General features: G+C 68.0%; 24 protein-coding genes. 12 read left to right on the forward strand and 12 right to left on the reverse strand.

Going from position 1 to position 26,309, the window contains the following annotated elements; all coding sequences use genetic code 11:
* From MO1_RS06415 to MO1_RS06450, 8 genes are all read right to left on the reverse strand, one after another.
* Complete coding sequence (locus tag MO1_RS06415; protein ID WP_060915554.1) at positions 1-279, reverse strand: acylphosphatase; 279 nt, start codon at positions 277-279, stop codon at positions 1-3.
* Positions 279-1,310, reverse strand: a complete 1,032-nt coding sequence (locus MO1_RS06420) for an NADP-dependent oxidoreductase (protein WP_060915555.1) — start codon at positions 1,308-1,310, stop codon at positions 279-281. Before MO1_RS06420 ends, MO1_RS06415 begins: the two co-directional genes overlap by 1 nt.
* A gap of 139 nt (positions 1,311-1,449) precedes the next feature.
* Complete coding sequence (locus tag MO1_RS06425) at positions 1,450-1,935, reverse strand: MarR family winged helix-turn-helix transcriptional regulator (RefSeq protein ID WP_036310015.1); 486 nt, start codon at positions 1,933-1,935, stop codon at positions 1,450-1,452.
* Between the two features lies 1 nt (position 1,936).
* A complete protein-coding gene (locus MO1_RS06430) occupies positions 1,937-3,613 on the reverse strand; it encodes an MDR family MFS transporter (protein ID WP_036310013.1) in 1,677 nt (558 codons plus the stop codon).
* A 132-nt stretch (positions 3,614-3,745) separates the two neighbouring features.
* Positions 3,746-4,423 carry a YqaJ viral recombinase family protein gene (locus MO1_RS06435; RefSeq protein WP_060915556.1) on the reverse strand — a complete coding sequence of 226 codons (678 nt, stop codon included), beginning with the start codon at positions 4,421-4,423 and terminating at the stop codon, positions 3,746-3,748.
* Positions 4,424-4,487: 64 nt separating this feature from the next.
* The gene (locus MO1_RS06440) at positions 4,488-5,666 is read right to left on the reverse strand and encodes an ROK family transcriptional regulator (RefSeq protein ID WP_036310010.1); all 1,179 of its coding nucleotides are present in this window, start codon (positions 5,664-5,666) and stop codon (positions 4,488-4,490) included.
* Between the two features lie 121 nt (positions 5,667-5,787).
* Positions 5,788-6,855, reverse strand: coding sequence for an ABC transporter permease (locus MO1_RS06445; protein ID WP_036310008.1), 1,068 nt, complete (start codon positions 6,853-6,855; stop codon positions 5,788-5,790).
* A complete protein-coding gene (locus tag MO1_RS06450) occupies positions 6,852-8,327 on the reverse strand; it encodes a sugar ABC transporter ATP-binding protein (protein ID WP_036310689.1) in 1,476 nt (491 codons plus the stop codon). The genes MO1_RS06445 and MO1_RS06450 overlap by 4 nt, the downstream gene beginning before the upstream one ends.
* A 315-nt stretch (positions 8,328-8,642) precedes the next feature.
* Between MO1_RS06450 and MO1_RS06455 the strand changes: the two genes are divergently transcribed.
* The 5 genes from MO1_RS06455 to rplL all read left to right on the forward strand — a co-directional run bounded on the left by MO1_RS06455 (position 8,643) and on the right by rplL (position 13,220).
* Positions 8,643-9,689, forward strand: coding sequence for a substrate-binding domain-containing protein (locus MO1_RS06455; RefSeq protein WP_036310006.1), 1,047 nt, complete (start codon positions 8,643-8,645; stop codon positions 9,687-9,689).
* 82 nt (positions 9,690-9,771) lie between these two features.
* Complete coding sequence (locus MO1_RS06460) at positions 9,772-10,917, forward strand: Gfo/Idh/MocA family protein (RefSeq protein ID WP_036310688.1); 1,146 nt, start codon at positions 9,772-9,774, stop codon at positions 10,915-10,917.
* Between the two features lie 35 nt (positions 10,918-10,952).
* Entirely contained in the window at positions 10,953-11,957 is a 1,005-nt protein-coding gene (locus MO1_RS06465; RefSeq protein ID WP_060915557.1) for a sugar phosphate isomerase/epimerase family protein, read from the forward strand.
* A gap of 342 nt (positions 11,958-12,299) precedes the next feature.
* The gene (gene rplJ, locus MO1_RS06470) at positions 12,300-12,788 is read left to right on the forward strand and encodes a 50S ribosomal protein L10 (RefSeq protein WP_036310001.1); all 489 of its coding nucleotides are present in this window, start codon (positions 12,300-12,302) and stop codon (positions 12,786-12,788) included.
* A gap of 51 nt (positions 12,789-12,839) precedes the next feature.
* Positions 12,840-13,220: a 50S ribosomal protein L7/L12 gene (gene rplL / locus MO1_RS06475; RefSeq protein WP_018186979.1), complete on the forward strand. Its 381-nt coding sequence runs from the start codon at positions 12,840-12,842 to the stop codon at positions 13,218-13,220.
* Positions 13,221-13,299: 79 nt separating this feature from the next.
* Here rplL and MO1_RS06480 read toward each other — a convergent pair whose 3' ends face one another.
* Positions 13,300-14,358: a LacI family DNA-binding transcriptional regulator gene (locus tag MO1_RS06480; protein ID WP_060915558.1), complete on the reverse strand. Its 1,059-nt coding sequence runs from the start codon at positions 14,356-14,358 to the stop codon at positions 13,300-13,302.
* A gap of 266 nt (positions 14,359-14,624) precedes the next feature.
* Here MO1_RS06480 and MO1_RS06485 point away from each other — a divergent pair, with 266 nt between their 5' ends.
* The 3 genes from MO1_RS06485 to MO1_RS06495 all read left to right on the forward strand — a co-directional run bounded on the left by MO1_RS06485 (position 14,625) and on the right by MO1_RS06495 (position 18,372).
* Positions 14,625-15,953, forward strand: coding sequence for an ABC transporter substrate-binding protein (locus tag MO1_RS06485; RefSeq protein WP_174520558.1), 1,329 nt, complete (start codon positions 14,625-14,627; stop codon positions 15,951-15,953).
* Between the two features lie 110 nt (positions 15,954-16,063).
* Positions 16,064-17,401 (forward strand): carbohydrate ABC transporter permease, encoded by a 1,338-nt coding sequence (locus tag MO1_RS06490; protein WP_081416942.1) that lies wholly within the window; start codon positions 16,064-16,066, stop codon positions 17,399-17,401.
* Positions 17,401-18,372, forward strand: a complete 972-nt coding sequence (locus tag MO1_RS06495; protein WP_036309995.1) for a carbohydrate ABC transporter permease — start codon at positions 17,401-17,403, stop codon at positions 18,370-18,372. The genes MO1_RS06490 and MO1_RS06495 overlap by 1 nt, the downstream gene beginning before the upstream one ends.
* A 67-nt stretch (positions 18,373-18,439) precedes the next feature.
* Here MO1_RS06495 and MO1_RS06500 read toward each other — a convergent pair whose 3' ends face one another.
* Entirely contained in the window at positions 18,440-19,123 is a 684-nt protein-coding gene (locus MO1_RS06500; protein WP_060915559.1) for a DUF305 domain-containing protein, read from the reverse strand.
* On the reverse strand, positions 19,120-19,830 hold the full coding sequence (locus tag MO1_RS06505) for a thioredoxin-like domain-containing protein (protein WP_060915560.1): 711 nt from the start codon (positions 19,828-19,830) through the stop codon (positions 19,120-19,122). Before MO1_RS06505 ends, MO1_RS06500 begins: the two co-directional genes overlap by 4 nt.
* A 184-nt stretch (positions 19,831-20,014) precedes the next feature.
* Here MO1_RS06505 and MO1_RS06510 point away from each other — a divergent pair, with 184 nt between their 5' ends.
* Genes MO1_RS06510 through MO1_RS06520 form a run of 3 tightly spaced genes read left to right on the forward strand, consistent with a single transcriptional unit; the run spans position 20,015 to position 23,149 of the window.
* On the forward strand, positions 20,015-20,668 hold the full coding sequence (locus MO1_RS06510; protein WP_036309991.1) for a phosphatase PAP2 family protein: 654 nt from the start codon (positions 20,015-20,017) through the stop codon (positions 20,666-20,668).
* A 4-nt stretch (positions 20,669-20,672) separates the two neighbouring features.
* Positions 20,673-22,550, forward strand: a complete 1,878-nt coding sequence (locus tag MO1_RS06515) for a helicase HerA-like domain-containing protein (protein WP_060915561.1) — start codon at positions 20,673-20,675, stop codon at positions 22,548-22,550.
* Positions 22,547-23,149 carry a GNAT family N-acetyltransferase gene (locus tag MO1_RS06520; protein ID WP_036309988.1) on the forward strand — a complete coding sequence of 201 codons (603 nt, stop codon included), beginning with the start codon at positions 22,547-22,549 and terminating at the stop codon, positions 23,147-23,149. The genes MO1_RS06515 and MO1_RS06520 overlap by 4 nt, the downstream gene beginning before the upstream one ends.
* Here the strand turns inward: MO1_RS06520 and MO1_RS06525 are convergent.
* Entirely contained in the window at positions 23,144-24,652 is a 1,509-nt protein-coding gene (locus tag MO1_RS06525; RefSeq protein ID WP_255209235.1) for an MFS transporter, read from the reverse strand. The two genes, MO1_RS06520 and MO1_RS06525, sit on opposite strands and share 6 nt — an antisense overlap.
* Positions 24,653-24,765: 113 nt before the next feature.
* Between MO1_RS06525 and MO1_RS06530 the strand changes: the two genes are divergently transcribed.
* A complete protein-coding gene (locus MO1_RS06530) occupies positions 24,766-26,304 on the forward strand; it encodes an SDR family oxidoreductase (RefSeq protein WP_060915562.1) in 1,539 nt (512 codons plus the stop codon).
* Positions 26,305-26,309 lie beyond the last annotated feature (5 nt).

Raw genomic sequence — 26,309 nt, forward strand, 5'->3', positions numbered from 1 at the left:
TCAGGCGTCGCGTCGAATCTCGAATCCGGTCTCGTCTGCGACGGTCGGCACCTCGGTCACGGCGAGGTTGTCCACCACTCCGCCACGCGGGCCGGTCGCGGCCCAGGCCTGCACAGCGTCAACGGCTGCGGCATCCCCCTGCGCCTCAGCCTCGACCGTGCCGTTGGCGAGGTTCCGCACCCAGCCTGTGGCGCCCGCGCCCCGCGCGACGTGTTGCATCGAGTAGCGGAATCCGACGCCCTGCACGATGCCGCGGACGACGAGACGAATGCGGCGCATCACGCCTCCGCAACCTGGAGGACGACCTTGCCGCGAACGTGGCCGCGCTCCACTTCTCGGTGGGCGTCGGCGGCGTGGGCGAGATCGAACACACGGTCGATGTAGACCTGGATCGCGCCCGAGTCGAGCAGCCGGCCGAGCGTCGCGAGGACGGAACCGTCGGGAACCACCTTGTACGTCGTCGCGCGGACGCCCGCGGAGGCCGCGGCATTCGCGTACCCGTCCCAGCCGCCCGTGGGGACCATGATGTACAGGCCGCCCGGGCGCAGGACGCTGAGGGAGCGCGACCCGGTGTCGTCGTGGACGTTGCCCACGAGGTCGATGACGACGTCCATCTCGCCGACGACGTCCTCGAAACGGGTCGTGGCGTAGTCGACAGCGACGGAGGCACCGAGTTCACGAAGCCATCCGAGGTTGGTCTCCGACCCCGTGGCGGTGACGTGCGCGCCGAAGTACGCGGCCAACTGGACGGCGAAGTGACCGACCCCGCCGGATCCGGCATGGATGAGGACGCGCTGACCCTCGTGTGCGTGCGCCGTCTCGACGACGAGACCCCAGGCGGTGAGCGCGGCCAGCGGAACGCCGGCCGCTTCGACGTGCGAGAGTGCCGCGGGCTTGCGAGCGACGGACAGGCTCGGCACCACGACGTACTCGGCGTACGTGCCGCCGGAGCGGGGAAACGGGACCATGCCGAAGACCTGATCACCGGGCTGAAGGGGGTGAGCCTCGAACGGACTCTTGACGACGACCCCGCTGAAGTCGAAGCCGAGGGTTGAGGGGTATTCCGGGATCTGTCCCGTGACGCCGCGGCCGGAACGGGTCTTCGTGTCGATGGGGTTCGTGCCGGCGGCGACGACGCGGATCAGCAACTCGCTGAGCGCGGGCGCCGGAACCGGCAGCTCCGTCTCTCGCAGCACGTCCGCCGCACCGGGGGCGTCGTAGACGACAGCCCGCATGACCGGGGGAGGAGCCGTCACCTCGACGACCTCGGTTGCGCTGGGGGCTGCGGAACGCAGCGGCCGGAATCGCATCGGCTGCTCCTTCTCACCTGCGCTCGGCGGCGGGCGCGGGGGGTGCTCGGTGGATGACCAGTCAAGCGCGTCATTGTCTCGACGGTGTTACGCCGGCATCACCGGAGCGAGAAGCCCGACGTGCGGCATCCGCGAGCGCTCAGGCGGTCAGGTCGCCGTCCGGCCGGGATCCCGCGACGAGGGCGTGGAGCAGGTGAGCGAGGTTCTCGATGTCTTCGACGCGCCAGTCGCTGAGCGCTTCGAGGAGTGCGCCCTCCTGAGGTCCGCGGGCATCGGCCAGGCGCTCCCGGCCGTGCTCGGTCGCCGACAGCAGACTCGATCGCCCGTCCTTGGGATCGGGTGTCCGCTCGATGAGACCCATGTCGGTGAGCTCGCGCACCGTTCGACTCATCTGGCCCTTGTCGAGGATGAGCATCTCCGCCAGCGCGGACTGCGTGACCGGCTCATGCCGCACGATCGTCGTGAAGACCTTGTAGGCACCGGGCAGCATGCCCGGGCTCACGCGGTTGGCGTTCTCGGTGATGCGCCGGCGGAACAGGGCGATCAGGTCGCTGAACTCGCCCTCGAGGGCGCGCACCGCGAGGGTGCGCGCCTCTCGATCGGACTGCGTGGACATCTCCGCCATCTTATCGACGAGCGGACGTGTCAGCCTCGGCGTCGGGTGCGTCCGAGGCAGCCACCGGAACCGTTCCCGTTGCTGTCAGAGACTCCATCCCGGCGGGAACCGACACGGTTGCGAAGTCGGCTTCCGAAGCGTTCCGACGCTCGGCGGTGGTCATCGTGCTGAGCGACCGGTTCGGCAGGAAGATGACCGCGACGATGCTGAGGATGCCGAAGGGCACCGCGATGAGGAACGCGTGCGAGATGCCCTGCGCGTAGATGTCCTCGACGATCACTCGCAGCGCTTCGGGCATGGCCGAGACCTTCGGGAGCGTGCCCGAGGTCAGCTGCTTCGCCCAGGTGGCGCCTTCCGCCCCGAGCGATCCGAGCGCGGCGCCGATCCGAGCCTGCGAGTCGCCGAACAGGTCCGCGACCCGGGTGCCGAGGGCTGCGCCCATGAGCGAGACGCCGACGGTACCGCCGAGGCTCCGGAAGAACGTGACGCCTGAGCTGGCGACGCCGATCTCGCTCGGCTTCGCACTGTTCTGGACGGCCAGCACGAGGTTCTGCATCGTCATGCCGACACCTGCTCCGAGCAGGAACATGTAGACCGAGACGAGGAAGAAGTCGGTGTCGTAGTGGATGGTCGACAGGAGAGCGGCGCCGGTGGTGAGCAGGATGCTGCCAACGACGAGGTACGGCTTCCAGTGGCCGTAGCGCGTGATGAGAGCGCCGACGCCGACGGACGAGAGCAGCAGGCCGGCGATCATCGGGATCGTCATAAGGCCAGCTTCGGTCGGGGTCGCTCCCCGCGCCATCTGCATGTACTGACCGAGGAAGACAGACGCGCCGAACATCGCGATGCCGGTGGCGATCGAGGCGATCACCGCGAGGGTGAACGTACGGTCGCGGAAGAGGGTCAGCGGCACGAGGGGCTCCGCGGTGCGGAACTCGACGACGACGAACAGTGCGGCGGCGAGGATCGCGCCGCCCACCATGAGCATGGTCTCCATGCCCCACCATTCGAAGTTCCGACCGGCGTTCGTGACCCAGATCAGCAGGAGCGAGACCGCGGTCGAGAGAAGCACGATGCCCAGGTAGTCGATCTTCGCGCGACGCGTCGACGGGGCGGATGCCGGGATCGTCCGCTGCACCATGAGCAGTGCGAGCACCGCGATGGGCAGGGAGACGAAGAAGTTCCAACGCCATCCGAAGCCGTCGGTGATGACACCACCGAGGAGCGGGCCGCCGACGGTGGCCACGGCCATGACGGCGCCGAACAGGCCCATGTAGCGCCCGCGCTCGCGAGGACTGATGATGTCGGCCATGAGCACCTGGCTCAGCGCGGCGAGACCGCCGGCACCGATGCCCTGCACGGCACGGAAGGCGATGAGGGTGGTCGTGTCCTGCGCGAAGCCGGCGGCGGCCGTCGCGAGGACGAAGATCACGAGCGCGATCTGGTAGAGCGCCTTGCGCCCCATCAGGTCGGAGAGCTTGCCCCAGATCGGGGTCGAGATGGCGGTCGTGAGGAGTGTGGCGGTGACGACCCAGGTGTAGGCGCCCTGGTCACCCTGCAGATCGTGGATGATCACCGGGAGCGAGGTCGACACGACGGTCGAGGCGATCATCGACACGAACATGCCGAGGAGGAGGCCCGACAGGGGGGCCAGCACCCGATTTCGGGTCGGAGCGGTGGTGGTCATGTACTTCTCCAGATGGTTGACGCACGTCAAAGATTGAGCGAAGTCAACTATATGCCGATGCTTGATCCGTGTCAACTATCGGTGCGCGGGCGCGCGGACGAGTCCGGGCGCACCCGGGCCGGAAGGTACTGCTCAGTCAGCCAGAGCGAGGGCGCGGAAGATGTCGCGCTCGCGCAGCTGCTCGCGGCGACTGGCCGGTGCCGCTTCTTGGCGGCGGGGCGGCGTGTTGCCGGTCGTGCGGTGGTAGAGCTCGTCGATCAGCGAGGTCGCCAGGCGCACGAGGGAACCGATCTCGGCCTCGTCGCGGTCGATCCAGGCGCAGCGCGGTTCGTCTCGGAGGGGGACGAAGTCCTGGTGCTCCTCCCAGACGACGAGGGTGCGCTCGGCGCCGAGGACATGCTGTTGCCACCAGACCTGGCGCATGTAGGTGCGGGGGATCGACTTCCAGGTCTTGTTGGTCGTCTTGATCTCGGCGAGGACCACTCGGCCCGCGGCATCCACCATGATCCCGTCGGGAGTCGCGAGGTGCCGCTTCTCGACCTCGGCGTGGAAGAGGGCCGACGAGGGCAGGATGCCGTGGGTCGCCGCGACCCACGCGGCGATCTCAGGCTCGCGGCGCCGGCCGTGGTCGGTGTACGCGTTGCCGCTGAAGCCCGACCCGTTGAGTTTCGCTTCCGCAGCGCGGGGAATGGACCGCTCGCTCGTGAGCGATGCCACGTCCGTGGCGGTGATCCCGCGCGAGCGTGCCCGCAGCCACGCGACCCGGTCGCGGGAGTCCGCGACGATCCGGGCAGCGAGTTGAGGGGTCACCTGACGATCCTAAGTCGCCCCTCCCGCACGCCCGCCCCGACCCGCCGCGCGCTCGCGGGGTTGGTCAGACCCGTACCGGGGATGAAGCGAGGACGTCGTGTGAGAGCGCGTGCTCGACAGCCAGCATGCCCGCGCCGAGGACGCCGGCCTCCGCGCCGGTCGCGGACTGGACGATGGACAGATGCGCTGTCGCGAGGGGCGCGGATCGGGCGTAGACGACCTCTCGCACGCCCGCGATGAGGTGCTCTCCGACGCGAGCCATCGAGCCTCCGATGGCGATCATGGACGGGTTGACGAGGCTCACGCACGTGGTGAGCACCTCGCCGATGTCCCGACCCGCCTGACGGACCGCCTGAATGGCTTCCACGTTGCCGCGCTTGACGAGTTCGACGACGTCGCTCGCGGTGTGCGCCTCGACGCCGATTCCCCGCAGGTTGCGTGCGATCGCCGGGCCCGACGCGAGTGCCTCCAGGCATCCGCGGTTGCCGCAGGTGCAGGGCACGTCACCGCCGCGCGCGACGTGGACGTGCCCGATGTCACCGGCGACGCCCTGCGCCCCCCGCTGGAGATGGCCGTCGGAGACGAGTCCGGCGCCGATCCCGGTGGCGATCTTCACGAACAGCAGGTTGTCCACGGAGGGCCATGCCCCGGCGCGTTCACCGAGCGCCATCATGTTGACGTCGTTGTCGACGAGGACGGGCACGGCGATGTGTTCCTGCAGCCAGCCCGGGATGTCGAACCTGTCCCACCCCGGCATGATCGGCGGGTTGGACGGCCTGCCGCTGGAATGCTCGACGGGACCCGGGACGCCGATCCCGATCGCAGCGACGGAAGCGTCGTCGCGTCCGACGTCGGCGAGGAGGCGTCGCGCCCCGTCGAGGAGCCATCCGAGGACGGCGTCCGGCCCGTCGGCGATGTCGATTCGCTCTGACGATTCAGCAAGGACGGTTCCGGCGAGGTCGCTGATGGCGACGGTCGCGTGCGATGCGCCGAGATCCGCGGCGATCACGACCTTCGCCGCGGGGTTGAGCGCGAACTGCGACGGTGGCCGTCCGCCGGTCGACACCTTGTCGGCTACTGCGGTGACGAGACCCATGCGCATGAGCTCGTCCACTCTCGCGGCGATCGTCGACCGGGCCAGGCCCGTCGACTTCGCCAGTTCCGCCCGGGTGCGAGGCGATCCGTCACGCAGCAGTTGGAAGAGCTCACTGGCGCCGGGGGCCAAAAGGGGGGAATCGCTCATCGGTCACTTCTTCCAGGTCATGCGGTCGAGCACACGCGTCGACGTCGGTCGATTCTGCACCGCCGTCCTATGACCGCCGCCCGGACGACACCGTCCACGGTGGCGTCCGGGCGTCGGCTCATCAGGACGCGCGACCCGCCGGTCGGGAGAACCTCTGCTGCAGGAGCACCGCGATCACGATGATGACGCCCTTCGCGACCGCTTGCACCGAAGACGAGAGGTTGTTCTGGACGAACACGTTCGTGAGCGTCGCGAAGATCAGCACACCGAACACCGTGCCCGTCACGGTGCCTCGCCCGCCGATCAGCAGCGTTCCGCCGACGACGACCGCGGCGATCGCGTCGAGCTCGAGGAGCTGTCCGTTCACCGACGCCCCTGCAGTCGTGCGGCCGAGGATCATGACACCGGCGATGCCCGCGCACAGGCCGGAGAGCGCGTAGAGGTACATGACGTGGCGCTTCACGTTGATGCCGGCGAGCCGCGCCGCCTCCCGGTTGCCGCCGATCGCGACGGTGCGGCGCCCGAAGGTCGTGCGATTCAAGAGGATCCAGCCGAGGACGGAGACGATCAGGAAGATCCAGATCAGCATGTCTACGCCGAGGATGTCGAGGTTCATGAACGTGATGAACTCCCGCTGCCCACCCACCTGCAACGTCCGCCGGTTCGCGAGGATCTCAGCGAAGCCGCGTGCTCCCACGAGCATCGCGAGAGTCGCCATGAAGGCCACGACATTGCCGTAGGCGATCACGATCCCGTTCAGGAACCCCGCAAACACGCCCACAGCCAGAGCGACGAGGACCATCACGATCCAGTGGGTCTGGTCAGCGAGGTCCTGCACCGCCGCGAGTGCCCCGACCACCGACGCGAGACCCAGCACCGAGCCGACGGAGAGGTCGATTCCGCCGGCGATGATCACGAGGGTCATCCCGACGCTGATGACACCCACGATGGATGCCTGGCGCAGGATCACCATGATGTTCGAGAGCCCGAGGAAGGTGTCGGGGGCGGACGCGGCGCCGACGATCACCAGAACGAGGAGCGCGAGGACGAGGCCCATGTTGCGACCCACGGAACCTGAGAGGACACGTCGCCAGAGGGGTGTGTCCTCGGTGGTGATGGTCGAGGCCGTGAGGGGTGGGTCGGTAGGGCTCAGCGGGGTGTCCGCCCCGGCGGTGGTCTGCTCGCTCACGCGGCGGTTCCTTTCATGACGAGGTCGAGCACACCGTGCTCATCGATCTGGGAGGCGGGGAGGGTGGAGAGGATGCGGCCTTCGGCGATGACGAGGACTGTGTCCGCCAGGCCGATCACCTCCTCGATCTCGCTGGAGACGACGACGACCGCGTTTCCTTCGGCGGCCAGTCGACGAATGAGTGCGTAGATCTCGGCGCGGGCCCCGACATCCACCCCGCGAGTGGGCTCGTCGAGGAGGAGGACCCGCGTGCCGTGGATCAGCCAGCGCGCGAGCAGGATCTTCTGCTGGTTTCCGCCCGAGAGGGTCCGGGCGGCTCGGTCGGGATCAGCGGGGCGCAGCTCGAGGGCCTCGATCTGCTCACGAGCCGCAGCACGCTCACTGCGGAAGTCGAGGAAGCCGCCGCGGGCGAATCTCGTCATCGACGGCAGGGTCACGTTCATAGCGATGGGCTCGTCGAGGACGAGGCCCTGGCTTTTGCGTTCCTCGGGTGAGAGGCCCACTCCGGCCGAGACGGCGTCGACGACGGAACCTCGCCGGAGTGCACGGCCGGCGACGCGCACGCTCCCGGAGGTCGCACGTCGAGCGCCGTAGACCGTTTCGAGGATCTCCGACCGCCCGGACCCCACGAGACCGGCGAGACCGACCACCTCCCCGGCGCGCACTTCGAAGGAGACGCCCTCGAACACACCCCGGAGCGAGAGGTCTCGGACGTCGAGCACCACCTCCGCGCCAGAACGCACGGGAGAGGAGGGGGGAAAGACGTTGGCGACGTCGCGCCCCGTCATCAGTCGGATCAGTTCCGGTGTCGGAGTGTCCGCGACGGGCAGACCCGTCGCGGTGGTGCGTCCGTCCTTGAGGACGGTGATGCGGTCGCCGATCTGGCGGATCTCCTCGAGTCGGTGCGTGATGTAGACGACGGCGATGCCGGCGGCGGTCAGCTCGCGCACGACGCCGAAGAGGTTCTGCACTTCGTGGCTGTCGAGGACGGCCGACGGTTCGTCCATGATGATGAGTTTGACGTCGTGGGAGAGAGCCCTCGCCATCGCGACGATCTGCTTGTTGGCGGCGCTCAACTGACCGACCTCGGCGTGGGGCGACAGCGACGCATGGCCGAGCCGACGCAGCAGCTCGCGCGTGCGCCGGGCGGCCTCGCCGCGCCGCGTGAAGCCGCCGCGGGAGAGTTCATGCCCGAGGAAGATGTTCTCTGCGACGGTCAGGCCGTCGACGACATCGAGTTCCTGGTACATCGTCGCGATGCCGAGGGCCAGGCCCGCGTCGGGGTCTGGAATGTCGACCAGCTCGCCGTTCCACCTGATCTCGCCGGCGTCAGGGCGGTGCACACCGGCGATCGTCTTGATCAGCGTCGACTTGCCCGCGCCGTTTTGGCCGAGGACGCAGTGGACCTCGGCGGGGCGCACCTCGAGGTCGACGCCACGCAGAGCGCGCACGCCCGCAAATGCCTTCGTCACGCCGCGCATGTCAAGTAATGACGATTCATGGTCGACTTTGATCACGCGGTGAACATAACATGCGCCCTGCTCGGACCGCGAGCGGCATTTGCGGGGATGAACGTCGCTCTCGTCGCGCTCGAGCCGCCTCACCGCCCGCATTCCGCTTGTCTCAAGCCCCTGGAACTTATGACGGGCCGAAAACAAAAGGTGACCACTACAGCATCCCTTCTGTTATGTTCATCCCGTCAGCGCTGACCCTCCTCGTGTGCGTACCGACGCAGAGGGTGTGCTGGCCCTTCACACCAGAGCTGCATCACATTCAAGGAGGAAGACATGCGCTCACGCATGACGGCGCGGACGCGCCTCGTTCTGACCGGCGTCGCCGCCCTCTCCGCGATCGGCCTGCTGGCCGGCTGCACGGGGACCGGGGCAGGCGAGAACGGCGCCGAGAAGCAGGGCACCACCAGCGAGGAGAACGCGCAGAGCGGGGACACGGTCACGATCGGGTTCTCCGGGCCCGCCGCCGACCACGGCTGGCTCGGCGCGATCAACTCGGGCGCGGCCGACGCCGCCGCGAGCTTCGATGACGTAGAGCTCAAGACGGCAGAGGGCACGAACGACCCCATCGCCCAGATCGCCGCTGTCGAGACGTTCGTCAACGACAAGGTCGACGCCATCGTCCTGCTGCCGACCGACGGCGCCGCACTCACCGAAGCCGCGATCGCGGCGATGGATGCCGGTATCCCCGTCATCAACGTCGACCGCGAGTTCTCGAGCCCCTTCGCCGCGCGTGCGACGATCCTCGGGGACAACTACGGAATGGGCGTCTCAGCCGGCACCTATGTCTGCGAGCAGCTCGACGGGAAGTCCGATGCAGTGGTCGCCGAGATCGCCGGCATCGACTCGCTCCCGCTGACGCAGGATCGCTCGCAGGGCTTCGCCGACGCGCTCAAGGACTGCGGACTCGAGGTCAACGCGCGTGTCGCGGCCGACTTCACTGTCGCCGGAGGTGAGTCGGCGGCATCTCAGCTGCTCTCGGCCAACCCGAAGATCGACGCCATCTGGAATCACGACGACGACCAGGGCATCGGTGTCCTCGCCGCCGTCGCGTCCGCCGGCCGCGACGAGTTCTTCATGATGGGCGGTGCGGGTAGCAAGGCCGCGATGGAGGCCATCGAGGCCGACGACAGCGTGCTGAAGGCGACGGTCATCTACCCGTCCACGCAGGCCGCGGACGGCGTCGCCCTCGCTCGCCTCATCGCCCAGAGCAAGACTCTGGGAGACATCGTGACCCCCGGCATCCCCAACCGGATCGTCCTCGACGCGCCGGTCGTGACGAAGGACAACGTGAAGCAGTACATCGATCTCGCGTTCGAGTGATCATCAACGGGGGCGCCCGGTGCGTGGGCGCCCCCATCTTCTTCGAGAGGACTCCGACATGACGGGAACACTCCGGGTCGCGATGATCGGTCATGGCTTCATGGGAGCCGCACATTCACAGGGCTGGCGGGTCGCGCCCCGATTCTTCGACCTCCCCCTCGACCCCGTCATGCAGGTCGTGACCGGCCGGGACGACGCGACCACCGCGGCTGCGGCGGCGAAGTGGGGGTGGGCGGAGTCGTCCACAGACTGGCGGGAGACGATCGCCCGCGATGATGTGGATGTCGTCGACATCGTCACCCCGGGTGACACCCACGCGGAGATCGCGATCGCCGCGCTCGAGGCGGGCAAGCACGTCCTGTGCGAGAAGCCCCTGGCGAACTCGGTCGCCGAGGCCGAGGCGATGACGGATGCGGCGGCCCGCGCCGAAGCCCGCGGCATCCGGGCCATGGTCGGCTTCACTTACCGTCGGGTGCCCGCCGCCACTTTCGCCCGCAGTCTCGTGGCGGACGGCCGCATCGGCGAGGTCCGTCAGGTGCGCGCGGAGTATCTGCAGGATTGGCTGATGGATCCGGAGGCCCCGATGACGTGGCGCCTCGACAGGGCCAAAGCAGGGTCGGGATCGCTCGGCGACATCGGGGCGCACGCCGTCGACCTGGCTGAGTTCATCACCGGCCAGACGATCGACAGCGTCTCGGGAATCGTCGAGACCCTGGTCGACGAGCGTCCGCTCCTCGGAGAGAGCGTCGGACTCTCGGGCACCGCGAGCGCCGAGCGCGGGAGGGTCACCGTCGACGACGTGGCGTTCTTCACCGGCCGACTCAACTCCGGAGCCCTGGCGTCGTTCGAGGCGAGCCGTTATCGGACGGGGCGGAAGAACGCGCTGCGTGTCGAGGTCTCGGGTACGCGCGGAGCGCTGGCCTTCGACCTCGAGCGGCTCAACGAGCTCGAGTTCTACGACGCGACCGCACCCGAGACCGAGTTGGGCTTCCGTCGCATCCTCGTCACCGAGCACGACCACCCGTACCTCGCGCCGTGGTGGCCGACCGGGCACATGCTCGGATACGAGCACGGCTTCTCGCATCAAGTCCTCGACTTCACGACGGCGATCGCCGGGGCATCATCTCCCCGCCCGTCATTCGCGGACGGTCTCCACGTGCAGCGCGTCTTGGACGCGGTGGAACGCAGCTCCGCGGCCGATAGCCGCTGGGTGCAGACGAACGATTGACACGCGGGCGTGCCCGCACCGAGAAAGGATTCGCAATGTCGCGACCGATTACTCTCTTCACTGGTCAGTGGGCAGACCTCCCCTTCGACGAGGTGGCGCGCCTGGCGGGGGAATGGGGCTACGACGGCCTGGAGATCGCCTGTTGGGGCGACCACCTCGACGTGTCCCGGTGGGACGATGCCGCCTATGTTCGCAGTCGGCGAGAGATCCTCGACCGCAACGGACTACAGGTGCACGCGATCGCGAACCATCTGGGCGGGCAGGCTGTGTGCGACGATCCGATCGACCAGCGTCACCGCGACATCCTGTCCGACCGGGTGTGGGGCGACGGTGATGCCGAGGGCGTCCGACGCCGTGCCGCCGAGGGGATGAAGGACACCGCGCGGATGGCGGCGAAGCTCGGCGTGGAGATCGTGACCGGGTTCACCGGCTCGTCCATTTGGAAGTACGTGGCGATGTTCCCGCCCGCCTCTCAGGGCATGGTGGATGCCGGCTACGAGGATTTCGCCGCCCGATGGAATCCGATCCTCGACGTCTTCGATGAGGTGGGTGTGCGCTTCGCTCACGAGGTGCACCCCTCCGAGATCGCCTACGACTACTGGACGACACATCGTGCGCTGGAAGCGATCGGGCATCGCGAGGCATTCGGGCTGAACTGGGATCCCAGTCATATGGTCTGGCAGGATCTGGACCCGGTGTCGTTCCTGTGGGACTTCCAGGACCGCATCATCCACGTGCACTGCAAGGACACGAAGAAGCGCCTGGGCAATGGCAGGAACGGGCGGCTGTCGTCGCACCTGGCCTGGGCTGATCCGCGACGAGGTTGGGACTTCATCTCAACCGGACATGGCGATGTCCCGTGGGAGAACGCATTTCGCATGCTGAACGCGATCGGCTACACGGGACCGCTCTCTGTCGAGTGGGAGGACGCCGGGATGGATCGTCTCGTCGGTGCCCCCGAAGCCCTTGCATTCGTCCGCCGGTTGTCGACCTACGAGCCGGCCGCCGCCGCGTTCGACGCCGCCTTCAGCGCCCGCTGACGCCTCGCCGCAATCGTCCGGCGCCGGGGCGTGAGAGCGCCCGTCGATGTCAGCGCCCTCGCGCCCGGCGCCGGGGGCGCTGAACCTGCGGATGCCGGGATTTGGCGCGCGGCGCGGGGGAACGTACACTGGGGACAAGCCAAAGACCGTCGGTCATCGCCGTGCGCATGCGCACACGATCGAAGCTCTGCATCGCAGAGGCCCACGCAGGTGTACGACAGACTTCCGGGAAACCGGGCTCAAAGCTCCGTGCGCTTGCGCCGGAGCTTTTCTCATGCAGCCCGACCGTCGAGGTCGATGTCCCGCTGCCGCGGGACGTCTCGTACACATCAAGGAGTGACCATGGCGCAGAAGGATGCATCGGTCGCCGAGCTCACGAAGAACTTCGAGGACTCGAACGCCGTCTTGCTGACCGAGTACCGCGGTCTGACGGTTGCCCAGCTCAAGCAGCTGCGCAACGACATCCGTCAGGACGCGCAGTACGCCGTGGTGAAGAACACGCTGACCAAGATCGCCGCGAACAACGCGGGGATCACTGCACTGGACGAGGACCTCAAGGGTCCCTCGGCCGTTGCTTTCGTGCACGGTGACTTCGTCGCCACTGCCAAGGCTCTTCGTGACTTCGCCAAGGCCAACCCGCTTCTCGTGATCAAGGGCGGCATCTTCGAGGGCAACGCCCTCACTGCCGACGAGGTCAACAAGTACGCCTCGCTCGAGAGCCGTGAGGTTCTGCTGGCGAAGGCTGCGGGCATGATGAAGGCGACGATGGGCAAGGCTGCCGCCACCATCGACGCGCTTCGCGAAAAGCTGGAGACCGCTGACGCCGCGTAAGCGACGAGCGAGCTCTTTTACACAAACCCCCATTTATCTAGGAGATACATCATGGCGAAGCTTTCCACCGAGGAGCTGCTCGAGCAGTTCGCCGGCCTGACCCTCGTCGAGCTCAGCGAGTTCGTGAAGGCGTTCGAGGAGAAGTTCGACGTCACCGCTGCTGCCCCCGTCGCCGTCGCCGGTGCCGGCGGTGGCGCTGCTGCTGAAGAGGTTGAGGAGAAGGACTCCTTCGACGTCATCCTCGAGGCTGCCGGCGACAAGAAGATCCAGGTCATCAAGGTCGTCCGCGAGCTCACCTCGCTCGGCCTCGGCGAGGCCAAGGCCGTCGTCGACGGTGCTCCCAAGGCCGTGCTCGAAGGCGCGAACAAGGAAGCTGCCGACAAGGCCAAGGAGGCCCTCGAGGCCGCCGGCGCGACGGTTTCCGTCAAGTAAGGCGAATCCCTTCACTGGAAGGCTCCGGATGCCACGGCATCCGGAGCCTTCCGGCGTTAACGGCGTCGGCGCGGGATGGTCAGGCGTCGTTCGGGACGCGCGAGAGCCCGAAGTCCCGTACCGCTGCGGGCGTCGCTCCCGACGGGGCAGCGGTCGAGTTCCGGACGACGAGGCGCGGCCGGATCGAGACGGTGACCGGTGCGAGCGTCGGGTCGTCCAAGTGGCGAGTCAGCAGTTCGACCGCCGTCGCGCCCTGTTCCCGAGGGACCTGTCGGAGGGTCGTGAGGGCGAACATCTCGGCGTTCACGTGATCGTCGATGCCGACGACACTGAGATCTGACGGAACGAGGATGCCGAGGCGGCGCGCGGCGATGATGGCGCCGATCGCGACCTCGTCGCATGCGCCGACGATCGCGGTGGGGCGATTCGACGGGTCGCTGAGCAGGTCGACGGCTGCCTCGTACCCGGCGGGCATCGACAACTCGGCGGGGGTGCGCGTCGTATGCTCGGCGAGGCCCGACTCGCGCATCTCGCGCTCGTACCCCTCGTAGCGAGCCGACTCGACATGGGGCCAGTGGGACGCGGATGTGCCGCCGAGGAACGCGATGCGCCGGTGTCCGAGGGAGACGAGATGGGATGTCGCCAGCGCCGCCGCGTGCGCGTCGTCGAGCGCGACGAGGCTCGTCCTGTCTTCCGTACCGATGACACTGACGACGGGGCGGTCGAGGGAGAGCAGCGCCTCGAGCTCGCTGGCGGCGGGTTCGAGACCCACGGCGATGACCCCGTCGAAACGTTTGCGCGCGAGGAACTCGGTGAAGACCCGCTCGCGGCCCGCGCTCCCGGGCGTCGCGTCGTAGAGCGTGAGGTCGAGGCCGCGTTCGAGGAGGGCTGCCTGAATGCCCTCCAGGACTTCTGCGAAGAACCAGCGGTTGACGTGCGGCAGCACGACGCCCACATTGCGCGTGCGGCCGGTGGCCAGGCTCACGGCGCTCGTCGACGGAACGTAGCCGAGGCGCTGCGCTGCCTCGCTCACACGCTCACGGGTGGCGGGGGAGACCTGAGGGCTGCCGGTCAGGGCGCGGCTCGCCGTGGCCTTGGAGACGCCGGCTTCGCGCGCGACGTCGGCGATGGTGCTCATCGGTCCTCCTCGACCTGGTCTCGGCCGTCCCCATCGGTCGAGGACTAAGGGTAGTCGCTCGAACGGCCGAAGGGAACCGGTTCCATGACCGCTGAATGGTACCGCTCCCACGCTGATCCTAACCGAAACGACAATGGTTGCAGAACCTTGATATTTCGCAGTTGTGCAGAGGGCGTTCCGGACAGTAGGTTGTCCTGGAATCGGTTCCCCAAGGATGCGGCCAAGGCTCCTCTGGGCGGACGATGATCCCGAAAGAGGAGAAGTACATGGCATTGTCACAGCGATACCGTCTTCTTGCACCCGTCGCCCTTCTCGGCGCAGCCGCATTGATGCTGGCAGGGTGTGCAGAAGGTGGCACCGGAAACGGCGGCGGCGGAGAGGCCAAGAAGACCGTCCGCATCTCCGGCGGCATCACGGGCGGCGAGGCAGACGCCCTCAACAAGTCCTTCGATCAGTTCACCAAGGACACCGGCATCAAGGTCGAGTACGTCGGCGACAAGTCGTTCGAGGGCAACATCGTCACCAAGGTGACCGGCGGCGACGCCCCCGACATCGCGGTCGTCCCGCAGCCCGGTCTCCTGAAGACCCTTGTCGACACTGGCAAGGTCCTCAAGGCTCCGGAGGACGTGGAGACTGCGGTCGACGCCAACTGGTCGCCGGACTGGAAGAAGTACGGCACGTTCGACGACACCTTCTACGCGGCTCCCATGCTCGCGAACCTGAAGGGGTACGTCTGGTACTCGCCGAAGCAGTTCGCTGAGTGGGGCGTCGAAGCGCCCAAGACGTGGGACGAGATGATCGCCCTTACGGACAAGATCGTCGAGACCACCGGCAAGCCTGCCTGGTGCGCGGGCTTCTCGTCCGAGGCGGCCTCCGGTTGGCCGGGCACGGACTGGGTCGAGGACCTCGTCCTCCGCCAGTCCGGTGCAGACGTCTACGACAAGTGGGTCGCGGGCGATGTGAAGTTCACCGACCCCGAGATCAAGAAGGCGTTCGACGCGGTCGGCGACATCCTGCTGAACCCGGACTACGTCAACGCGGGCTACGGCGACGTCAAGAGCATCAACTCGACGGCGTTCGGCGACGTGGCGGCGGCAGTGGCGAGCGGCGACTGCGCCCTCACCCACCAGGCTTCGTTCCTGTCGGCGAACTTCCTTGACGTGAAGACCAAGGACGGCAACACCCCCGAGGTCGCGCCCGACGGTGACGTCTACGCGTTCATCATGCCCGGCTACACCGAGGGTGAGCTTCAGATCGAGGGCGGCGGCGAGTTCGTCGCCGGCTTCTCGGACGACGAGTCGACCCAGAAGGTCCTGGCCTTCATGGCATCGCCCGAGTTCGCTGACGCCCGCGTCAAGCTCGGCGGCGTCATCTCGGCCAACAAGAAGGCCGACCCCAGCCTCGCCTCGAGCGAGTTCCTGAAGGAAGCGATGACGACGCTGCAGGACGACTCCACGGTCCTCCGCTTCGACGCATCCGACCTGATGCCCGCCACGGTGGGTCAGGGCTCGTTCTGGAAGGGCATGGTCGACTGGATCGACGGCAAGGACACCGACTCGGTGCTCTCCGACATCCAGGCCGGTTACGAGAACTGATCGTCGCCTGACGATCGGCTGAGCCGAGCGGGGTCGGGCTGAACAAGCCCGACCCCGCTTCTCCCGTCCGTACCGCTTGGGTACGCCGCTGTACCCAGAAGGGAACCCGCATGTCCCAGACGACCGTCGACAGGCCTGTCGACACCGAACTCGCCGTCACCACCCATGCCCAAGACCCCAAGGGGCGATCGATCACGAAGATCGTCGTCGCCGTGGGCTTCATTCTGATCGCCGTCGTCGCGTTGCTGCTCGTCTTCACCGCATCGAGCGAAGAGTCCTCCCGCGTCACCATCGGCTTCTCGCTGAACAGCTTCTTCCTGTGGCTGGGCGCGATGAACCCCCTCATCCAGATCCCCGTCATCCTCGTGGTGTTCGCCCTCGTGGTGGGGATCATCCTGGTGCTCATCGAGTTCGCTCCCCGCCCCGGGCGCGGCTACTTCATCATGCGGCTCGTCGCCTGCCTGGTGATCCCGGTGCTCGCCTTCATGCTGCTGCGTCCGTACGCCAACGCTGTCGTCTACGTCGTGGCCATCGCCCTCCTCGTCGGAGCCCTGCTCTTCTTCGCGGACTTCCGCTCCCGCCAGGGCGCGGGATACCTGTTCCAGCTCATCCTCTTCATGGCCCCCGCGAGCATCATGCTCATCCTCGGTCTCGTCTACCCGGCGATCGCGACCATCTTCAAGTCCTTCTTCAACAAGACCGGCGACGAGTTCGTCGGCATGGAGAACTACATCTGGGTGTTCACGAACCCGACCGGGACGGCCTCGATCGTCAACACGATCCTGTGGGCCCTTCTGGCGCCGACGATCTCGGTCGTGATCGGTCTCGCGTACGCGGTCTTCATCGATCGTGCCCGCGGTGAGAAGCTCCTGAAGGTGCTCGTCTTCATGCCCGTCGCGATCTCGTTCGTCGGTGCCGGCATCATCTGGAAGTTCATGTACGACGCGCGTCAGGGCGACCAGATCGGTCTCCTCAACGCGATCGTCACGGCGTTCGGCGGAGACCCGATCCAGTGGCTCGCGATCAAGCCGGTGTTGAACACCCTCATGCTCCTCGTCGTGTTCATCTGGACCCAGACCGGGTTCGCCATGGTCATCCTGTCTGCGGCGATCAAGGCGGTTCCGACCGAGCAGATGGAAGCGGCTGAACTCGACGGCACGAACGCCTGGCAGCGCTTCCGCAACGTCACGGTCCCCGGCATCCGCTCATCGCTGATCGTGGTGCTCACGACGGTGACGATCGCCTCGCTGAAGGTCTACGACATCGTCGCCGTCATGACCGGTGGTCGCGATGACACGACCGTCCTCGGTTTCGAGATGGTCAACCAGCAGCAGCGGTTCCAGAGCTTCGGACACTCGTCCGCGCTCGCCGTCGTGCTGTTCCTGTTCGTCTTGCCCCTGATCGTCTACAACGCCCGATCGATGGCCAAGCAGAAGGAAATCCGCTGATGACCGTTGCAGCTCCGGCACGGCCGGTCGACACCCGCACCGCGCGCCAGGTCGCGCGCGACACCCGTCGCAACGAAGCGATCGCCCACAAGAAGCTGACGTCGAAGGGCGCGACCATCGCGGCCGTCATCATCGCCATCTTCTGGACGATCCCGACCTTCGGGTTGTTCGTCACGTCACTGCGCCCCGGCGCCGAGACGCAGTCGAGCGGATGGTGGACGGCGTTCACCGACCCGAAGTTCACCCTCGACAATTACATGCAGGCGCTCAACGCCGGCGGTACGTCCACGACCCTCGCCTCGGCGTTCGTCAACTCGCTCGCGATCACGATCCCCGCGACGGTCTTCCCGATCGTCATGGCGGCCCTCGCGGCCTACGCCTTCGCATGGATCGACTTCAAGGGGCGCAGCGCACTGTTCGTGTTCGTCTTCGCCCTCCAGATCGTTCCGCTGCAGATGGCCCTCGTGCCGCTGCTCAGCCTGTTCTCGGATGGCCTGAGCATCAACGACGTGCCGATCTTCCCGGGCTTCGGTCTGAACGAAGTGGACTACAGCTTCGCCCGCGTGTGGATCGCGCACGCGATCTTCGCTCTCCCGTTGGCGACGTTCATGCTGCACAACTTCATCGCCGAGATCCCGGGCGAGATCATCGAAGCTGCGCGCGTGGACGGGGCCGGACACGGCCAGGTGTTCTTCCGGATCATCCTGCCGCTGGCCGCACCCGCGATCGCCTCGTTCGGCATCTTCCAGTTCCTCTGGGTCTGGAACGACCTGCTCGTGGCGACGATCTTCGCGTCGCCGGGTGCGCTGCCGATCACTCAGGCGCTGAACTCGCTGTCCGGTACGTGGGGCAACAAGTGGTTCCTGCAGTCCGCGGGAACGTTCATCTCGATCCTCGTCCCGCTGATCGTGTTCTTCGCGCTGCAGCGCTTCTTCGTCCGTGGCCTCCTGGCCGGGGCGACGAAGGGCTGATCGCCCGAACGACAGAAGAGGGGGATGCCGGTGGCCACCGGCATCCCCCTCTTCGCGTTCGTGCGTGTCAGCTGCAGCCGAGGCGCTGCTGCATCGAGGTCATGGCCTGGATCTCGAAGGTCTGACCCTTCTTCATCGTCTCCGCCACGGTCTTCACGCGCTCGTCGGAGCCGAGTTCGAGGACGGCTTCGGCCATGGGGATCGCCCCCTCGTGATGACGGATCATGAGCGAGAGGAACTGGCAGTCCGCCGAGGTGCCGGTCGCAGCGCGCAGCTCGGTCAGCTCCTCCTCGGAGGCCATGCCCATCGCCTCGCGGATCTGCTCGTCCGTCTGCGGCTCACCGGCAGCGCCCCCGTGGGCGTGTCCGGAGCCGGATGCCGCCATCCACGCCATCGGGCTGTCCGAGTACTGCGGCAGGCCCCACCTCACGAGCCAGTCCAGCATCTCGCCGCGCTGGGACGACTGCCCCGTCGCGATGTCGTAGGAGAGGGCGCGGAGCTCGTCGTCGTCCGTCTCCGCATAGATCGCCATCGCCATGTCGACGGCCTGCGCGTGGTGCATCTGCATGTCGCGCGCGAACCCGGCGTCGGCTGATCCCTCTGCCGGGGTCGACCCGGCGATCCCGAACGTCGAGAAGCGACCGATCGAGAAGGCGACCGCCGCGACGGCGAGCCCCACGAGCAGCACGACCCACCACGGGGGGAGGGTGCGCTCCGTGACCGGCTCGTCGCCGACGGTCTCGGTGGTCACTTCTTGCCGGGGGCGTCCAGGGCTCCCGTGCACGCGGCGCCCGGCTCGGGACCGTTCACGTTGCGCCAGTAGGCCTTGATGAACTCGCCGATGCGCGGGTCGTCCACGGAATCGACCTTGAGCTGCGCGTTCCAGGCCGTGACGGCGATCGGGGTGTCCATGTCCTCGTACGGGGAGAGGACCGTGTAATCGGAGGGCAGCTGACGGTCGAGCGCGTCGACTCCCGCCGAGTCGACCTGGGCGGGGTCGTAGGTGATCCAGATGGCCCCGTGCTCGAGCGCGTGGACGGCATTCTCGTTCGGGACGGGCTGCGTGTACACGCCGCAGTTGAGCCAGACAGCGTTGTGATCGCCACCGGCCGGCGGGGTCTGCTCGTAGTCGACGACGCCCTCGACGTGGTTCGCGGTGTGCTCGAAGGTCTGCACACCCGAGATGCCGGCGCCGTCACCGTCGCCGCGGGCGACGGTGACCGGACGCGGGGTCAGGAGAACAGACGCCACGACGAGACCGATGACGAGGACAGCGGCGGTGGCACCGACGATCCACCAGGTGGCCTTCGTGCGGCGACGCTTCGCGAGCTGGCGCTGATACTCGGCGAGCTTCTGCTGCTTCTGCTGTTCACGCTGCTGCTTGACGGTGAGGTTCAACTGAGCCTGCGTCGCGGGGTTACCGCTCGTCCGCTTTCCGGCATCATCTTTCGGGGTCATGGGTGGCCTCGTCGGTCGGGGTGGGGGCGCGGGCGCGCTGCCCTGATTCTATTCGGCCGCATCTGGAGGGGGTCTGGAAGCCCCATGGTCGGGGGCTGTTCATAGGCACTCGTGACAACGGACGGCCGGTGGTGCCCCGCGCAAGGGGGATGTTCCGGGTGGATGCGTCGGACAGGATGAGCGCATGACAGTGCCCACCCATGAACACGAGATCGGCATCGGGCTGCGGTTGGCGGTGATCGGCGCGATCCTCCTCATCGTCGCCGTCGCCACAGGCATCGCCGTGGAGTCGACGGACTCGGAGCTCATCGACCTCGACGCGTGGTGGAACACCTACGTGGCGACGTTCCTTCCTGGCATCCGTCCGGTTTCGCTGTTCATGAACGTGGCCGGTGCGGGTGTCGTCGGGACGTACATCGTGCCGCTCGTCGGCGCCGCGCTCCTCGCGCTCGCGCGGAGGCCCTGGGGTGCGGTCTTCTTCCTGGTCGCCTCCATCGCCGGTGCGCTCTTCGTGCAGCTGCTCAAGGGGCTGTTCGGGCGCGTGCGACCGGAGGACATCCTCGTCATCTCCGACCACGGATCATTCCCGTCGGGGCACACCGCCAACGCGGCGGTGATCGCGACGGTCGCCGTCATCCTCTTCCCTCGCGTGTGGGTCGCCGTCGTCGGGCTGGCGTGGACGCTTCTCATGGCGTTCAGTCGCACGCAGGTGCATGCCCACTGGCTCACCGACACGCTCGGCGCGCTCGTCCTCGGCGTTGCGACGACCCTGCTGGTCGCCGCCGCGATGATCGTCCCGATCGTCCGGGAACGCGAGCGACGGCTCTCGGTAGGCTGACCGCATGAGCGCCGCTGAAGCCGCTGCCGAACTCGCCCGCCTCGAAGCCGAAGCCGCCGCCGCTGCGGCCGAACTCAAACTCGCCCAGGCGCAGGCTGCGCTGGCCGCAGCCCGTGCCGAAGCCGCGAAGGCGCAGGGGGATGCCGCTGGTGGGACGCCGACCGCAGAGCCCGCCCCCGCAGAGCCCGTGACCGCAGAGCCCGCGCCCGCAGAGCCCGCGCCGGCCGCAGCATCCGCGCCCACCGACGCGGCAGGTCCGCTCGGCGCCACCGAGGTCGCCCGGATCGTCGCGGGCTACACGTTCGACGAGGCGACGCTCGACCTCGGCGCGCTCGTCAACGGCGATGCGGTCCGCGACGCGCAGATCCGCATCCCGCTCGCCATGACGAACCGGCACGGGCTCGTCGCCGGCGCCACCGGCACGGGCAAGACGCGCACGCTGCAGGGGCTCGCCGAGCAGCTCGCGGCGAAGGGCGTGCCGGTGTTCGCCGCCGACATCAAGGGCGACCTCACCGGCGTCGCGACGGCGGGGGAGTCCAGCCCGAAGCTCCTGGCCCGCACAGAGGCGATCGGGCAGGCGTGGGAGCCGGCGGCATCCGCCACGGAGTACTTCGCCCTCGGCGGGATCGGCACCGGGGTGCCGGTACGCGCCACGGTCACCGGGTTCGGCCCGCTGCTGCTGAGCCGCGTCCTCGGGCTCAACGAGACGCAGGAGTCCAGCCTCGGCCTCGTCTTTCATTACGCCGACGCGCACGGCCTGCCGCTCGTCGACCTCTCGGACCTCCGCGCCGTCCTCACGTATCTGACGAGCGACGGCGGCAAGGCCGAGCTGAAGAGCCTCGGCGGGCTCTCGTCCGCGACGGCCGGCGTCATCCTCCGGGAGCTCATCACCTTCGCCGACGGGGGCGCCGACGTCTTCTTCGGCGAGCCCGAGTTCGACGTGCGCGACTTCCTCCGCACGGCGCCGGACGGGCGCGGCATCATTTCGCTCCTCGAGGTTCCGGGCATCGCCGACAAACCCGAGTTGTTCTCGACGTTTCTCATGTACCTGCTCGCGGAGCTTTTCGAGATCCTCCCCGAGGTGGGGGATGCCGCCAAGCCGAAGCTCGTGTTCTTCTTCGACGAGGCGCATCTTCTCTTCCGCGACGCGTCCACAGCGTTCACGAGCGCGATCGTGCAGACCGTGCGCCTCATCCGCTCGAAGGGCGTCGGCGTCTTCTTCGTGACGCAGACGCCGAAGGACGTGCCGTCCGACGTACTGGGCCAGCTCGGCTCCCGCATCCAGCACGCGCTGCGGGCGTTCACCCCGGATGACGCGAAGGCGCTCCGCGCGACGGTGAGCACGTACCCCACGTCGGGTTACGACCTCGAGCGCGTCCTGCAGGAACTCGGCACGGGCGAGGCGATCGTGACCGTCATGAACGAGAAGGGCGCGCCGACCCCGGTCGCCTGGACGCGTCTGCGCGCTCCACAGGGGCTCATGTCGCCGACACCTGCGGCGGCTGTGCAGGCCGTGGTCGCCGCCTCGCCCCTGCTCGCCACCTACGGGACCCCGGTGGACCGGGAGTCCGCGCGCGAGATCCTCGGCGCGAAGATGGCCGCGGCCGATGCGGCCGTGGATGCGGCCAAGGCCGCCGCCGACAAGGCGAAAGCCGACGCGGAGTACGCGAAGCAGAAGGCGGCATCCGACAAGGCGCAGCAGAAAGCCGAGCGCGACGCGCAGCGCGAATACGAGCGGATCCTCCGGACGACGGGCGGACAGACTCGCACGCGCCGCCGACCCCAGGCATCCCCCCTCGAGGAGATCCTCGGCTCGAAGACCACGCAGACGATCATCGGGAGCGTCATCCGCGGCGTCTTCGGGAACGGACGCCGTCGATGACCGCCGCCCGCATCCGTCCGTTCCGTGCCGGGGACGAACCCGCCCTCGCCGAGATCTGCCTTCGAACAGCGGATGCCGGTGGTGACGCGACCGGCATCTTCGAGGACGACGCCATCTGGGCTCACATCTGGGTGCTGCCCTACGCCGAGCATCACCCCGATCTCGCCTTCGTGACGGAGGAAGAGGACGGGACGGTGTCGGGGTACATCGTCGCCACCCCCGACACGGACGCCTTCGAGCGGTGGTTCCGCGAGGAGTGGTGGCCTCGTCACGCCCACAAATGGCCCAAGCCCGAGAAGGAGATCACCCGGCAGGACGGCACGCTCCTCTACGCCTACGGGCGCGGCGAGAAGCCCGAGCCCTTCGCCGAGGAGTTTCCCGCTCACCTCCACATCGACCTGCTGCCGCAGGCTCAGGGCAGGGGGGCGGGGCGCCGCCTCATCGAGACGCTCGTCACCGCGCTCCGCGAGCAGGGCGTGAGTGGCCTCCACCTCGTCGCCTCGGCGGAGAACACCGGCGCGATGGCGTTCTACACACGCCTCGGCCTCGCGCCGCTGCCCTCCTCGCCGGGCTCTCGCGCCTACGGCCTGAAGCTATGACCGGTGGACGGGGATCGGCATCGTCGACGTGTCGATGAGTGGGTCCTCGTCCTGTCGGGCGACGACGTCGAGAGCTTCTTCACGCGTCTCGACCGTGGGCACGGACCCGAGGAGCGGTCGCTTCGCGGTCTCCTTCATCGACAGCAGCGCGATGCCGCCGAGTGCGGCGAAGAACATGATGTAGAACGCCGGCATGAAGGTGTTGCCGGTCAGGTCGATGAGGCCCTGGCTGAACAGCGGCGTCGTGCCACCGAAGAGGGACACGGACACGTTGTAGGCGATCGCCATGGCACCGAAGCGGGATGCCGTCGGGAAGAGCGCGGGCAGGGTAGACGCCGACACGGCGACGTAGAACGCGACGGGGATCGCGACCATCGCGAGCGCGACGAACACGGCCCACTCCTCGCCGATCTGCATGATGGCGAACGCGGGGACCATGAGAACGATCGTCGACCCGGCGGCGATCATGTACACGGGTCGGCGGCCGATCCGGTCGCTCAGTCGGCCGATGAACGGCAGACAGGCCGACATGACGAGGAGCACCGGGACCGTGGCGACGGCGGCACCGAGGTTCGAGACGCCGACCTCCTTCTCGAGATAGGTCGGCATGTAGCTCGTGAGTGCGTAGCCTGCGGTGTTCGTGGCGGCGACGATCGCGATGCCGATGAGCACCTCGCGCCAGTGGTGGCGGAGGATGCCGACGATGCCGTGGCGAGCGAGCGGGTCGTTGCGGTCGGGCTCGCCCTCAGTGTCTGCCGTGTTCTCGTAGGCGGGGGTCTCGGGGATCTTGAGGCGGAACCAGATCGCCACGATGCCGAGGGGGATGGCGACGAGGAACGGGATGCGCCAACCGAAGTCGACCATGGCGGTGTCGCCCCAGATCGATTCCGTGATGATCGTCGTGAGAGCGACGACCGAGGCGCCGGCGGCGAAGCCGACGTAGGAGCCGAGGTCGAGCCACGACGACCAGAAGCCGCGCCGCTTGTCGGGGGAAAACTCGGCGACGTAGGTGGTGGCACCGGCATACTCGCCGCCGGTCGAGAACCCCTGGATCATCTTCAGGACGTACAGCGGGATGATCGCCCACAGGCCGATCTGCTGGCTCGTGGGAAGGAGGCCGATGAGCGCCGTCGCGGCCGCCATCATCGCCATCGTGAAGAAGAGGACCTTCTGGCGACCGATGCGATCGCCGAGCGGGCCGAGGACCAGGCCGCCGATGGGACGGACGAGGAACGAGATCGCGAACCCGAAGAGAGTGGCGAGCAGCCCCCACGGTTCGGGCAGGTCCGCCGTGAACACGGCGGTGATGGTGACGGCGAGGTAGCCGTAGATGCCGAAGTCGAACCACTCCATGAAGTTTCCGACGACGGTGCCGCCGATCGCGGTGCGGACGCGCTTCGTGTCGACCACGATGACGTCGTCGACGTCGAGGCGCGGGGGAGGAACGGAACGGGTGAGCGCTTCGGAGGACGGGGGTACCGGGGGGCGGGATGACCTGGCCATCTCTCCACGTTACGAAGCGAACCGCAACATCGCACGCTGGCGGTGTGTCTCTTGACAAATGGCGGATACTGCGCGCGACCCGCCCCCTCCCGGGACCGGTCTATCGTGGCGGAATGAGCGAGCTCTCCGCCCCCACCGGCCGCGAACCGGCACTCGTCGCACGTCCCCGCCCCGACGGATCGGCGCCTCGCGCGCTCGTGCTCGGCGCGACAGGCTACCTGGGTGGACGCCTCGTTCCCCGACTGCTCTCGGCCGGGTACCGGGTGCGCGTGCTCGTGCGGACCCCCGCGCGCCTCGCCGCATTCGTCTGGGGAAGCGAGGTAGAGGTCGTCGAGGGCCCTGCCGAAGACGCGGATGCCGTGGCCCAGGCGGTCGAGGACGTCGACGTGCTCTACTACCTCGTCCACTCGATGGGCGGCGGCGGCGACTTCGAGGCGAAGGACCTGCGCGCGGCCGAAACCGTCGCCGATGGGGCAGCGGAGGCATCCGTCGGTCGCATCGTGTACCTCGGTGGGCTCCACCCGGCCGGCGTCACGCTGAGCCCTCACCTGCGCTCGCGCGTCGAGGTCGGCGAGGTGCTGCTGCAGAGCGGTGCACCGACTCTCGTGCTGCAGGCGGGCGTCGTGATCGGGTCGGGGTCGGCGTCGTTCGAGATGGTCCGCCACCTCACCGACGTGCTGCCGTACATGCCCGCGCCGAAGTGGGTGCGCAACCGCATCCAGCCGATCGCCGTCCGAGACGTGCTGCATTATCTGCTCGCCGCCGCGCACGTCGACCCGGACGTCAATCGGGCCGTCGACATCGGCGGACCCGACGTGCTGCGCTACGGCCAGATGATGAACGGCTACGCCGTGGAGGCGGGACTCCGGCAGCGGGCGATCGCCCCACTCCCCGTGCTGACTCCGGGGCTCGCGTCGCACTGGGTGAACCTCGTGACGCCCGTCCCGCGCTCGATCGCTCGGCCGCTCATCGCATCGCTGCAGAACGAGTGCATCATGGACGACCACGATGTCGACGACCTGCTGCCTCGGCCCGAGGGAGGGCTCACGCCTTACCGCGAGTCGGTGCGCTTGGCGCTTCGCAAGGTCGAAGCCGACGCGGTCGAGACGAGCTGGCAGGACGCCGAGGTCTCGTCGGTGCCGAGCGATCCGCTGCCCAGCGACCCGGAATGGGCGGGGCGCCTCGTCTTCACCGACAAGCAGTCCGCGACCACCTCGGCGACCCCCGAACAGCTCTGGCGCGTCATCGTCGGCATCGGCGGGGAGAACGGCTGGTACTCGTCACCGTTCCTCTGGGCCGTCCGCGGCTGGATGGACCGCCTCGTCGGCGGTGTCGGCCTGCAGCGCGGGCGCCGCAGTCGCGGCAAGGTCGCCGCGGGCGACGCCATCGACTTCTGGCGCGTCGAGGCGGTAGAAGAAGGTCGCCTTCTTCGGCTGCGCGCGGAGATGAAGGTCCCTGGCCTCGCGTGGCTGGAGCTGCGGGCGAGTCCCGAGGGCTCCGGATCGCGCTACGACCAGCGTGCCGTCTTCTTTCCGACCGGGCTCGCAGGTCGCCTCTACTGGTTCGCCGTGCTGCCGTTCCACGGATTCATCTTCCAGGGGATGGCCAACCGCATCGCCGCGGCAGCCGAGCGCGAGGCTCCCACCGGCTGACGCGT

Origin of the sequence: Microbacterium oleivorans NBRC 103075, assembly GCF_001552475.1 — a bacterium.
Lineage (GTDB): Bacteria > Actinomycetota > Actinomycetes > Actinomycetales > Microbacteriaceae > Microbacterium > Microbacterium oleivorans.

Excerpts from the sequence above, each read along its gene's own strand:
- MO1_RS06415 (WP_060915554.1), bottom strand. The coding sequence starts at position 279 with ATGCGCCGCATTCGTCTCGTCGTCCGCGGCATCGTGCAGGGCGTCGGA.
- MO1_RS06420 (WP_060915555.1), bottom strand. The coding sequence starts at position 1,310 with ATGCGATTCCGGCCGCTGCGTTCCGCAGCCCCCAGCGCAACCGAGGTC.
- MO1_RS06425 (WP_036310015.1), bottom strand. The coding sequence starts at position 1,935 with ATGGCGGAGATGTCCACGCAGTCCGATCGAGAGGCGCGCACCCTCGCG.
- MO1_RS06430 (WP_036310013.1), bottom strand. The coding sequence starts at position 3,613 with ATGACCACCACCGCTCCGACCCGAAATCGGGTGCTGGCCCCCCTGTCG.
- MO1_RS06440 (WP_036310010.1), bottom strand. The coding sequence starts at position 5,666 with ATGAGCGATTCCCCCCTTTTGGCCCCCGGCGCCAGTGAGCTCTTCCAA.
- MO1_RS06455 (WP_036310006.1), top strand. The coding sequence starts at position 8,643 with ATGCGCTCACGCATGACGGCGCGGACGCGCCTCGTTCTGACCGGCGTC.
- MO1_RS06460 (WP_036310688.1), top strand. The coding sequence starts at position 9,772 with ATGATCGGTCATGGCTTCATGGGAGCCGCACATTCACAGGGCTGGCGG.
- MO1_RS06465 (WP_060915557.1), top strand. The coding sequence starts at position 10,953 with ATGTCGCGACCGATTACTCTCTTCACTGGTCAGTGGGCAGACCTCCCC.
- rplJ (WP_036310001.1), top strand. The coding sequence starts at position 12,300 with ATGGCGCAGAAGGATGCATCGGTCGCCGAGCTCACGAAGAACTTCGAG.
- rplL (WP_018186979.1), top strand. The coding sequence starts at position 12,840 with ATGGCGAAGCTTTCCACCGAGGAGCTGCTCGAGCAGTTCGCCGGCCTG.
- MO1_RS06480 (WP_060915558.1), bottom strand. The coding sequence starts at position 14,358 with ATGAGCACCATCGCCGACGTCGCGCGCGAAGCCGGCGTCTCCAAGGCC.
- MO1_RS06485 (WP_174520558.1), top strand. The coding sequence starts at position 14,625 with ATGGCATTGTCACAGCGATACCGTCTTCTTGCACCCGTCGCCCTTCTC.
- MO1_RS06490 (WP_081416942.1), top strand. The coding sequence starts at position 16,064 with ATGTCCCAGACGACCGTCGACAGGCCTGTCGACACCGAACTCGCCGTC.
- MO1_RS06495 (WP_036309995.1), top strand. The coding sequence starts at position 17,401 with ATGACCGTTGCAGCTCCGGCACGGCCGGTCGACACCCGCACCGCGCGC.
- MO1_RS06505 (WP_060915560.1), bottom strand. The coding sequence starts at position 19,830 with ATGACCCCGAAAGATGATGCCGGAAAGCGGACGAGCGGTAACCCCGCG.
- MO1_RS06510 (WP_036309991.1), top strand. The coding sequence starts at position 20,015 with ATGACAGTGCCCACCCATGAACACGAGATCGGCATCGGGCTGCGGTTG.
- MO1_RS06515 (WP_060915561.1), top strand. The coding sequence starts at position 20,673 with ATGAGCGCCGCTGAAGCCGCTGCCGAACTCGCCCGCCTCGAAGCCGAA.
- MO1_RS06520 (WP_036309988.1), top strand. The coding sequence starts at position 22,547 with ATGACCGCCGCCCGCATCCGTCCGTTCCGTGCCGGGGACGAACCCGCC.
- MO1_RS06525 (WP_255209235.1), bottom strand. The coding sequence starts at position 24,652 with ATGGCCAGGTCATCCCGCCCCCCGGTACCCCCGTCCTCCGAAGCGCTC.
- MO1_RS06530 (WP_060915562.1), top strand. The coding sequence starts at position 24,766 with ATGAGCGAGCTCTCCGCCCCCACCGGCCGCGAACCGGCACTCGTCGCA.